Source organism: Streptomyces sp. NRRL F-5755 (assembly GCF_001279365.1).
Lineage (GTDB): Bacteria > Actinomycetota > Actinomycetes > Streptomycetales > Streptomycetaceae > Streptomyces > Streptomyces rimosus.
Map to the genome: position 1 here is coordinate 79772 of NZ_LGCW01000267.1, position 9891 is coordinate 89662.

Consider the following 9891-nt stretch of genomic DNA (forward strand, 5'->3'; position numbering starts at 1 on the left):
TCGGCGTCATCGCGCGACCGCTTTGGTCAGGCGACGGCAGGTCTCGCCGAGCTGCGCGGCAGCCTTGACGAACATCTCCGGGTCCCGCATGAGAGCCACCCGGATGTAGGAGTCACCCACGCTCTTGTCGGTCCAGTAGAACTCATTGCCCGGAAGGACATGGATCCCGTCGCGGCCCAGCTCTTCGACGACCTCCCTGGCCGTGACGTCCGCATCGATCCGCAGCCAGCTCACGCTCATGTGCTCGCGCTCCACAGGCGTGAGGAACGTGCCGACGAGTTCGCTGTGCAGGACCCTCCGGTTCTGCGCGGCCACTCCCCTGATGTGACCGCGGCAGTCCTGGACGGACGTACGGAGGAAGTCCGTCACCAAGTCGATGGCGAATGGCGAGACATGCAGCAGGAAGTCGGAGTTGATGTGCGATATGTCGGCCACGAGGCCCTCGGACACGGACAGGAAGGGCCCCTTGAGTTCCAGGGTGGGCCAGGTCTTGCCGGTGTCCTCGATAACGATGCAGTCGATATCGGCATCAGCGAGGATTTTGTACTGGTCGTACACCTGGTCATCCGGCATATAGAACCGGAAGCACGAGTCCAAAACGAGCGTCTTGCCGGTCCGCGCGCAGAACTGGACGATCCGCTCGAAGTTGGCGCGCTGAGCCGTCGCGCCCGTCGGGTTGTTGGGGCTGACGAGGAACAACACGTCGGTGGTGACCTGCTCCAGGAAGGCGAGCAGCTCATCCCCGTCCGCCTCGAGGAGATCGTCCGGGAACGGCTCCAGCGGCACCTGATGGCGCATCAGGATGTCCTTGAGGTTGTCGAAGCACGGCTCGATCAGCGTCACCGACAAGCCCCGCAAGCGCAGGTAGTTGGCAATGATCTCGATGCCGGCGGAAGCGGTGAAGCAGGGAAAACGGGAGAAGTGACCCGTGTCGAGCGTCTGCCCGGCCAGCTCGTAGAAGGTCTCGAAGTACTCGGCCTCGATGGTGTCCTGCTGACGCCGGTCGACCTGCCGGAACTTCTGGGGAGTCGAGTCGACGACGGCCTGCTCCTGCGGGCTCCAGCCACGGTACGCGTGACCGTCAGCCAGGTTGTATTCATAAGAAAGCACAGAGACCTGACGCTCCGTCAGATTACGGGTCACTATTCCTCCTACTGAGCGTGTCGTTTGCTATTTGGACGCGGCCCGACCACAGGCGGGCTCGTAGGCCAGAGAAATCCGGAAAGATTCGTTCACCGTTGAACGGAATTGCCCCTGGATATCACCGGGGCTGCGCGGCGGCACGGCAACGCGGACCACCGAAGGCCCGTCGCCGTGGGTGCCCGATCATCGAGCGCAGTGCGACGGTATGCAGTGACCTACCGGAGATCAACCCCACCCCGGAAGCTGCAACTTTCGTAGGAACACACAGCAGGCGCCGACGCGCTGGTTGCTACGTCCGGGATTGCGCCCTGTGATCATGATGGCAACGTTACGGGTGAATTCGCATTGCGAATACCCATCTAAATCCACGACCGAGAAGCAAGACCTGGTCATCTACGCGCGTCCAGCACGACCAGCCGCTGGCAAGTTCTAAGAATTTTTCATCTCAGCTCATCCACGCCGAAAGAGATCCAATGTGCCGAGTCGCCAAAGTGTGCCCGGATATGTTTACAGCCCCGAAGGTGGCCACTGACCTTCGTGCCCGACCTGACCGGCCCCTGTCGCAGAGATGACCAGGAATGATGTCACCAGGCGCCAGGGCCCTGCTCGCTGTGAACCAGGCAGCCCTCGAACCCAGGAACCCTCGCCGGCGCTTGCCCGGCGAGGGTTCCTCGCCTTCCATCCATGGCCCTATGACGGGGGTGCTGAAGCAGCGAGCACCGGGCCACTGTCAGTGGTGGGTGAGAAGCTGTGCCATATCCCCTGACCAGTGACTGCTTGTGACAGGAGGCGGGTTCGTTCACCAGTGGGTCGCGGTGGGTGGGTGTTCGAGCGGGGATGGCATGGTTCGGCTGCGAAGGGGAGAACTTTCGGTCGGCTGCGGTGACCATGGGGACAGCGGCGGAGTCTGGCGAGTACGTGCGGGCCGGAGCTTCCCCGGCCGGTGAGGTACCGCCCCTTCGGCCCGTCCGGGGGTGAGGGCCGTGGCCGAGTCAGTGGGCAGTGTGCTGCGCGACCGCTTCGAGGAACTGGTGGTCCAGTCGCTCAAGCTGGTCCAGGTGATGACGAGCTGCCAGTTCGCGGTGGGCGACATGGCTCTGGAGATCGAGCCCCTGCGCCGCCACGGCGGACATCTGCCCGTCGAGGGCGAGGACATCCAGAGCGTGGAAGCCTCCTTACGGATCTTCGCCGAGTCCATCGGCCTGTCGTTCCACACCGTTCGTACCTACCGCTGAGTGGCTGCCCGCTGGCCTGCCGAGCAGCGCCAGGAGGGGGTGTCGTTCGAGGTGCACCGCATCCTGGCCGGCGCCGAGGACGCGTTCGAGCTGATCCGGCAGCCGCCGCTGAACGAGCGCACGGGCCGGCACCAGTGGAACGGGGATGCGGCCAAGCGGGCGGTGGGCTGGAAGACCGACATCCCCGTCACCGCGCAGGAGAAGGTGGCGGCCATCCGCGATCTCGCCCAGGAGGAGACGGTCGCGGCCCAGGCCGCCTGTGACCTGCTGCGGCGCCCGGACGTGGCCTTCAAGGCGATGCGCGACCGCGAAGCCAGGGCCATGGTCAACCAGGCCCAGTTCGACCAGGCCGAAGCCGACGAGGAAGACTTTGAGGACGACTTCACCGACGAGGACGATGAGCCGTTCGAGGACCCGGCCACGATCGTGCGCGGATTCCACCGGTCGATGGAATTCACCGACCTGATCGGCGTCTGCCAGGGCTTCATCGCCGGAGCCAGCCGGCTGGTCCCGAAGCTGCGCGGACGCGAATTCTCCGAGTCCCAGCTGAAGACGGTCGAACGCCACCTGGAAAAGATCCGGGCGACCGCCGACTGGATCGAGACGGCAGTGTCCACCGGAAAGGTAGACCTGGACGAGGCTCTCGCCCAGCTGCTGCGGGACAAGTAGCCATGAAGCGGCGGGCGGGTCTGCCCGCCCACGTGCACGGTGAGGCGGTCCGCAAGGCCCTGGAAGAGGCCAGACCCGCGGGAGCGACGCTCAAACAGCTGATGGCCTCGACCAAACGCGCCGGGCCCAGGTCTGGGCCGGTATCCGCTACCTGCGCAAGTTCGCCGTCCAGGACGGTCTCCCGCCGGTGACCTACAACCGGACAGACGGCTTCCAGCTCTCCGAGGACCCCGCGGTCTGGATGCGCTACGAGCGGGCGGTCTTCAAGGCCGAGCTGCACCGGATCGCCAACTTCATCGAGGCGGCCATCGCCCCGCACGCGGAGCGCTTGCCCAAGGACGAATGGGCCCGCCTGGCCCTGGAGCAGGTCGGCGGAGTCAAGGCCGCCCTGGAAATCCTCTCCCGCATGGAACTCTGAGATGACCTGTACGGATGACAGCGAAAGACCGGCGGTGCGCGAGCGGCACTACCCCAGCGACACCACGGACGCCGAATGGGCCGTCCTCGAACCGCTGCTGCCCGTCCCGGCCTGCCGGCTGCCCACCGGCGGCCGCCCGGAGAAGCACCCGCGCCGCAACATCGTCGACGCCATCCGCTACGTCAACGACAACGGCATCAAATGGCGCTCGGTCCCCGTCGACTTCGGTGTCCCCTGGCGCACCGTCTTCGGGTTCTTCCAGCGGTGGCGGGCCAGCGGGGCCTTGGCCCGCATCCACGCCGAGCTGCACGAGCAGGTCCGCGTCCATGACGGCATCAACCCCCGCACCCTGGCGGTGATCCTGGACTCCCAGTCCGTCAAAGGGGCCGAGACGGTGGGCCAGGACACCCGCGGGTTCGACGGCGGAAAGCTGATCAACGGCCGCAAGCGTCACCTGATCGTGGACATGCGCGGGATGCCACTGTCCGTCATGGTCACCAAAGCCGCGCCGCACGACAGCGTCCCCGCCCGCGACCTGCTCTTCCGCCTGCGTCTGGCCCATCCCGAAGTCGTCGTCGCCTGGGGCGACTCCGCCTACAAAGGCCCCCTCGCCGACTGGGCCCACTCCTTCCTGGGCCTCACCCTCAAGACGGTGCCCCGCCGAAAAGACCAGGACGGCTTCGCCGTCCTGGCAAAGCGGTGGCGGGTGGAGCGGGCGATCTCGTGGGTCATGCGAGCACGCAGAAACGTGCGGAACTACGAGCGGCTCATCTCCCACAGCGAGGCCCACCTCACCTGGACTTTCATCACCCTCATGGTCCGCCGCCTCACCCGGCCCCCGCAGCCGCCCCGTACCTCACCGCACCCCGTCGAGCCGGTGAAAGCAGCCGGCAAGCCCAAGCCCATACGCATCCGGATGCAGCCGCACACCGTCCGTCTCGCTCCCGCCGCCCTGAGCTAGGCAATCCGGCCTTCCGGGCATCCAGCCGGGCTAGGCATTCACTACGACAACTTCGTAGACCTTGGCGGTCGGCGGGTGGTGGGGGTGCAGCTTGCCGTTGACCACGGCAAGGGTGTGACCGAAGCGGGCCGCTGCCGTTGGGACACGGAACAGTCCACTAGTGATCGTTTTTTTGGTGACGCCGTGGGAGAAGGTGTCGTTCAGCGTGATGCGCTGGATCTGGTTGCGGTAGTTCTGCACCGCCCACACGGTGTGTCCGTGCAGGACGATGCCGTCGACCATGGGCACGCTCACCCCTGCCACGGCCTTGCTGTCTCCGCTGGTCGCATCGACGGTATACAGGGCCCCCTTGTGGGAGTGCGATACGACCAGGGTGTGTCCGCCGGGTGCCGCCTGGATACCGTTGAGGTTGTACTTGCCGGTGATGGCAGCGGCCGGTCCACGGACCGTGAGAGCACGGAAGCGGCGACCGGGGGCACCACGGCGGTCGGTCGGCACGAAGTACAGGCGGGCCCGGAATGAATCGGTGAACCATGCGCCATCGCGGGTCAGGACGACATCGTTGATGAAGGAAGCGTTCGCGGGGCCAAACCGGTAGACGGCCACCGTGGTCCTGCGACGGAGATCGTAGACGTACGCCTGGCCGGTGGAACCTCCGGCGACGAAGAGCAGCGGGAAGCGGTTGCTGGTCTTCAGGCCCAGGGCCTGGCGGCCTGACGGCACGTCGATGAACCGCTCCGCGGTGCCTGTCCGGACGTCGCCGCGGTAGATGTCACCGGCGAGGTAGTCCCCTGCGTAGAAAGTGGTGCCGCGGCCGGCGGTGATGCCTTCGGCCGAGGTGGCCCCCGGCAGCACGATCACTCCCGCCGACCTGCTGCCGAGAAAGGCATCGGATGGTGGCACTGCTGTGGCAGCCGTGGCCACGAGCAGCAGCAAGGCGACGGTCCCCAGCCGGCCCAGGCAGCGATACACCGCGGCCATACGGCCGTCCGCCGCGAGATAGGAGAACAACCGGGAGGTCCGCACACACGAGCCCTACCCTCGATAGCCCGCTGACGATCGCAGTCCTACACCTTCGTCCCGCGGCCGAACGGATGACGGCTGGGGCGGACACCGCCATTCGCGGCACGGGGCACGGATCACGCCACGTCGGCATCAGCCGTCAGTACTGACGGCATCAAGGAAGGTCATTTCCAGAGGACACGGTTAGTCACTGATCAGGGGATATGGCACAGCTTCTCACTCCCGCGCGAGTCCGGCGCGGGTTCAGGAACCTCCGCGCGAAATCGGGCTCTCCAGCCAGGGCACCAAAACCCACCCGCCCCGGGCCAGGACGGCCGCCCGGGTCGAAGAACCGGTGTCCGGCGCCTCGTCATGACGTGGGACGAGTGCTCGCCACGGGCGAACCCTTCAGCCGCCCCACGCATCACAAGACAGGAACAAAACCTCGCCGCACTGCATAACGCCGCAGCTCAGCACCCGCCCAAACCACCGGGCAAGATGAGCGCATGGTCAACGACGAGAACGCAGGCTTTGCGCTGCCGCGGGGAGCGACAGGCTTCTTCCGCCCGAAGGACGGCCCGCTTCCAGAGGCCGACCTTCGAGCCCTTCGCACCGCGCTGTACGCAGCCGCCCGCGCCGTCGGAGGCAAGGTGGGTGAGGTGGAGGAACAGACATACCCTCGCACCTTCCACACAGCGTCGGTCGTCGACGGCACAGGCGAGCGCATCATCCTCTCTCACGCCTACCATCCCTGGATCGCATTCGCCCAGGAACGCCGTGACTGGTACACCGAGCAGTTCCTCACCCCGCCACCGTGGGCCACCAGCTTCACCCATGCGGGGTTTACGGTGCTCACGCATGAGCAGCTCACCATGCCCCTCTCCAACGTCGACACCTCGGTGCTAACCCAGGGTGAGTGGCGCGAAGTTCGCTTCTATGGCATCACCACATTGGGCGGAGTGCTCTTCAACGCTTGGGACTGATGAGCGACGGCCGTTAAAAACAAGCTTAGGTTTTTCCGTGCACGGCCCGAATCGCGCGAGCCGTCCCCGTACCGAACTCGTCGGCCGCAGGAGCGGGAGGGGCTGGGGAGCCGCACGGCGAGACTGGTTATGAGGTGGCGCGCGCGATCGTGGGCACCGTCCTCGCCCGGTACCGCCGTCAGATGCTGCTCGCACGCCGTGCTGGCGGCCAGCGGCGCCTGGAGGAGCTGAAGGCCGAGCGGCAGCAGTGCGTGGACGACCAGCAGCGGCTGGAGGAGGCCGGGCCCGCGGGGATCAGGCGCATCGCCTCCGTGTACACCGCGCGTCTGACGGAGCTGGAAGCCACCGGGACGCAACCCGGGGCGTAGTCGTGGCTGTTACGGGCGTGCTCCGGACAGGGCGGCGCCGGGCGGCAGGCCGGGCAGCGAGCGCCCGGGGTCAGTCCCCGGTGTTTCCTGTCCAGACAGAGGCGGGGAATTCCCCGAGAATGGCGGTCATGGCCTCTGCCAGGCCGACAATCTTCTCGTACGGGCGCCGTTCGCTGATCCAGCCGATCATGTGGTGGCCGTGCAGACGCCAGCCCGCCTTTGCTTCGGCCGTCCTCCGGATGACGTTCTCGGTGATGACCAGTTCGGCGAAGGCCGGGTCGACGGAGCATTTGCTCATGCGGGGCCTGCGGCCGGGCGGCAGGTGAACCGGCGTTCCTGCTTGAGGGGGGAGGGGGGCCGAACGCAGCCCGTAGACGAGTGTTCCAACGGACACGGAGGTGTCAGGGAGCGCTGTGGGCAGCGTCAGCACGGCCACCGAGTACATGTTGACGTCGGTCCCGTACCGTCCGCCTCTGCGCACTGAGGCCAGATGGAAGAGCGTCGCGGGGTATCCCCGCACCTGCCCTTCCAGAACATGCCGGGCGAGATTGCTGCGGTCACCGAAGGGGTGGCCCGGGACGCCGAACTGGTTTACCCATTTAGCAGGCGCATTCTTTTGGTAATGATGCCATGCGGGATCCTCGCGGTAGGTTCGGATGCTTTTTTTGACGCGCCACATGTTTACGTTCCACCTTCAGCCGTTGTATGCGCCGTCGGGGTCGGTCAACGCGGAATCCCGTGCGTCGAACGGGCTTTTTTGGTGGTTGGCGGTCGCGTCGGTCTCGTTGGCGTTGGCGTCTCCGTAGACCACGCCGTTGGCCGCGGCCTGCCGCCCCGGGCCGAAGTCCGGGTTGGTGTCGGGGTTGCGGTGCCGTCCCCCTCCGCCGTGTTCGTAGCGGCTGGTGCCGCCGTGGACGGCAGCGCCGCCCGCCGCCCCGCCCGCACCGCTGGTGATCAGATCGGGGATGAGATTGTCGCTCGTCTTGCTTCCCTGGTGGATGTCGACGCCGTCGGCGGCCATCTGGCCGCCCGCGCTGGTGGCCGCCCCCGTGGCCGTCCTCCCCCAGAACCCGTCGCCCTGGAGAACCCTGCCGAGCTCGCCGGGCGTCTTCTTGCCGATCACTTTGCTTCCTGCCCCGAGCGCGGTGCCGACGCCGCCGGCCACGGCGGCGTCCTGGAAGTCCTGGCCCCAGGTGATCTCCTGGCCGGTGAACGCCTGGCCCAGCACGTTCCCGGTGAAGTTGCCCGCGACGTTCGTGCCGAACTCCACACCGAGTTTCATGAGCTTGCTGCCTTTCATGAGGTTACGGATGGTCTCCAGCGCCGATTCGACCTCCTTCAGCAGCTGGGCAAGACGTGCGACGGCGGTACCGGCCTCGGCAACTTCCGCCGCCGCTGCGCCGGCCGCCACCGCGTCGGAGAAGCCCGCAGTGATGACGGTCAGGCCCAGGCCCACGGCGGCGGTCACCGCCAGTTCCTCCAGGACATGCTGAACGCGGGTGTTGGTGTCCTCGATGTGGCCGGCCGCCTGCTCCAGCTCCTTGGCCACCCGTTCGAAGCGGGGCAGCGCCTGGTCGATCTGCTGCTTGGTGTGCGCCCAGTGCTCGCGGAAACCGGTGGCGGCCTGGCCATCCCAGTCCGCCTTGCCCAGCTCATCGACCTGCCGGTCGAGGTCGCCTCCCGCGGCCCGCAGGTCGTGGGCCATATCCCGCCATGCTTCGGCGCACTTGCGCAACACCCCGGGATTGCCCCCGGGCTTGAGGATGTTGAAACTCTTCTCGATCTCCTGCTGCTGCTCAGCCATGCTCATTCCCCCCGGAACCCGGCGGCGTGCTGCGCGTCGGTGTGCTCATAACCCGCGGCATTGTGCTCCAGCCCGGCCGCATAACCGGCGAGCTGTTCGCGCAGGTGCTTAAGACTTTCGACGGTGGCCTGCGTCATCTCCACGTATTTGGCCAGAGCCTCCGTGGACTCGCTGAGGACCCCGAACGCGCCATCGACGCTTTCCGCCGTGCTCGCGAAGGTGCTGACCTTCCCTTCCAGCCTCTTTCCCACCTGTTTGAAGTCATGGGACAAGCCGCTTTGTCCGGGTGAACAGTGAAGTGGTCGTGCGCCATGCATCCCTCCTCGACGCACTGGATCTTTCCTCGAACACGCTAACGAAAGAGGAGAACGGCCTGCGGGCCTGGCCCATCAAGAAGCCGACAAGGGAGCCAAAAACTACGAAGGCAAACGGCAACGGGAGATTAAAGGCGTGGGGATGCGGAGTTCGGCCCGGTCGCATCCCAGCAGGTGCTGTCCGCAACCAAACGCCGTGCCGAGCAGTCGCTGCCCACCGCCGCCTCAACGGCATCGCTTCTACACGGACGCGGGCAACGCAGCCACGCATGCGACGGCGCTGCGTCGGCGCCGGCGCAGCGGCAAGGACACCAGCGGACGTGCCAGCCGCTCGATCGCGATGAATTCGCCGCAGCAGTGCGGCATCGCGGAACGCAGCTGGCGCTGCACGGACCAGAAGCGCGCCGCCTCCCCGGAGGTGCAGGAGCGGGACTGCTCGGCCGCCACGGCCAGGGCAGCACCGGGGCACCGCAGCCATCGCACCGCGGCGATCCGCTCGTTGCGATACAGGACGTGCCCATCGCACCGCAGCACCACGACCGAATCGACCACGGCCTGCCGCTCGGCCTCGGCGGCCACGTCGGCCAGAACGCGGAAGCCGGCGTCGTACCCCGCGGTCATGGTGAACCGGGCAGGAAGCCCGCGCCGGTTCCGCTCGGCGTAGCGGGCGGCCGTGCCCTGCCGGGAGTCGGCCACGCGCACGGCCAGCACCACCAGCTCCACCCGATAGCCGGCCTGCCGGTACAGGTCCGCGCTGGAGACCGTGGAGCAGCTCCGGGACTTCCTTGACGACCACCCCGCGGCTGAGCCACCGAGTTCGGCCGCGAACCGAAGTACCGGTCCGCGGCATCTCACCCGCGCCGACCTGGCAGAAGTCCGCGCGTTGCGCGAGACACTGCGCGAGGTGCTCGAACAGGCGAACACGGACGCGGCCGAAGCCGCGGCTCTGATCAACGACGGTCTGCGCCGCAGCCGCGCCACCCCGGTACTGCGC

General features: G+C 66.9%; 13 protein-coding genes and 1 pseudogene. 8 read left to right on the forward strand and 6 right to left on the reverse strand.

Annotated elements, in window-relative coordinates; translation table 11 throughout:
- Positions 1-6: 6 nt before the first annotated feature.
- Positions 7-1143, reverse strand: coding sequence for a pyridoxal phosphate-dependent aminotransferase (locus ADK86_RS24295; RefSeq protein WP_159393941.1), 1137 nt, complete (start codon positions 1141-1143; stop codon positions 7-9).
- Between the two features lie 983 nt (positions 1144-2126).
- Between ADK86_RS24295 and ADK86_RS41300 the strand changes: the two genes are divergently transcribed.
- From ADK86_RS41300 to ADK86_RS24315, 4 genes are all read left to right on the forward strand, one after another.
- Positions 2127-2378, forward strand: coding sequence for a hypothetical protein (locus ADK86_RS41300; RefSeq protein WP_053698502.1), 252 nt, complete (start codon positions 2127-2129; stop codon positions 2376-2378).
- Entirely contained in the window at positions 2379-3047 is a 669-nt protein-coding gene (locus ADK86_RS24305; protein WP_159393942.1) for a DUF6192 family protein, read from the forward strand. It abuts the gene before it with no gap.
- Between the two features lie 187 nt (positions 3048-3234).
- Positions 3235-3465: a hypothetical protein gene (locus ADK86_RS24310; protein ID WP_053698504.1), complete on the forward strand. Its 231-nt coding sequence runs from the start codon at positions 3235-3237 to the stop codon at positions 3463-3465.
- Between the two features lies 1 nt (position 3466).
- Positions 3467-4426 carry an IS5 family transposase gene (locus ADK86_RS24315; RefSeq protein WP_063789071.1) on the forward strand — a complete coding sequence of 320 codons (960 nt, stop codon included), beginning with the start codon at positions 3467-3469 and terminating at the stop codon, positions 4424-4426.
- A 30-nt stretch (positions 4427-4456) separates the two neighbouring features.
- On the opposite strand, the gene ADK86_RS24320 is transcribed toward ADK86_RS24315, so the two are convergent.
- Entirely contained in the window at positions 4457-5437 is a 981-nt protein-coding gene (locus ADK86_RS24320) for a hypothetical protein (protein WP_199834463.1), read from the reverse strand.
- Between the two features lie 227 nt (positions 5438-5664).
- Between ADK86_RS24320 and ADK86_RS45440 the strand changes: the two are divergent.
- The 3 genes and pseudogenes from ADK86_RS45440 to ADK86_RS24330 all read left to right on the forward strand — a co-directional run.
- Positions 5665-5889 (forward strand): annotated as a pseudogene (locus ADK86_RS45440) (transposase); the annotation flags it as partial.
- Positions 5890-5934: 45 nt separating this feature from the next.
- The gene (locus ADK86_RS24325) at positions 5935-6411 is read left to right on the forward strand and encodes a hypothetical protein (protein ID WP_053698505.1); all 477 of its coding nucleotides are present in this window, start codon (positions 5935-5937) and stop codon (positions 6409-6411) included.
- Positions 6412-6545: 134 nt separating this feature from the next.
- Entirely contained in the window at positions 6546-6779 is a 234-nt protein-coding gene (locus ADK86_RS24330) for a hypothetical protein (RefSeq protein WP_053698506.1), read from the forward strand.
- A 70-nt stretch (positions 6780-6849) separates the two neighbouring features.
- Here the strand turns inward: ADK86_RS24330 and ADK86_RS43290 are convergent, their stop codons facing one another.
- The 4 genes from ADK86_RS43290 to ADK86_RS24350 form a co-directional block, all read right to left on the reverse strand.
- Positions 6850-7458, reverse strand: a complete 609-nt coding sequence (locus ADK86_RS43290) for a hypothetical protein (RefSeq protein WP_159393943.1) — start codon at positions 7456-7458, stop codon at positions 6850-6852.
- Between the two features lie 15 nt (positions 7459-7473).
- Positions 7474-8583 (reverse strand): WXG100 family type VII secretion target, encoded by a 1110-nt coding sequence (locus ADK86_RS24340; RefSeq protein WP_053698508.1) that lies wholly within the window; start codon positions 8581-8583, stop codon positions 7474-7476.
- Between the two features lie 2 nt (positions 8584-8585).
- Positions 8586-8855, reverse strand: coding sequence for an ESX-1 secretion-associated protein (locus ADK86_RS24345; protein WP_234346006.1), 270 nt, complete (start codon positions 8853-8855; stop codon positions 8586-8588).
- 282 nt (positions 8856-9137) lie between these two features.
- Positions 9138-9620, reverse strand: a complete 483-nt coding sequence (locus ADK86_RS24350; RefSeq protein ID WP_053698510.1) for a zeta toxin family protein — start codon at positions 9618-9620, stop codon at positions 9138-9140.
- A 40-nt stretch (positions 9621-9660) separates the two neighbouring features.
- Here ADK86_RS24350 and ADK86_RS24355 point away from each other — a divergent pair.
- Positions 9661-9891: ABATE domain-containing protein (locus ADK86_RS24355; RefSeq protein ID WP_234346007.1), on the forward strand; the 231-nt coding region annotated here is incomplete at its 3' end.

What these genes read in the sequence shown, in the direction of transcription:
- ADK86_RS24315 (WP_063789071.1), top strand. Translation starts at nt 3,467, where the DNA reads ATGACCTGTACGGATGACAGCGAAAGACCGGCGGTGCGCGAGCGGCAC.
- ADK86_RS24325 (WP_053698505.1), top strand. Translation starts at nt 5,935, where the DNA reads ATGGTCAACGACGAGAACGCAGGCTTTGCGCTGCCGCGGGGAGCGACA.
- ADK86_RS43290 (WP_159393943.1), bottom strand. Translation starts at nt 7,458, where the DNA reads ATGTGGCGCGTCAAAAAAAGCATCCGAACCTACCGCGAGGATCCCGCA.
- ADK86_RS24340 (WP_053698508.1), bottom strand. Translation starts at nt 8,583, where the DNA reads ATGGCTGAGCAGCAGCAGGAGATCGAGAAGAGTTTCAACATCCTCAAG.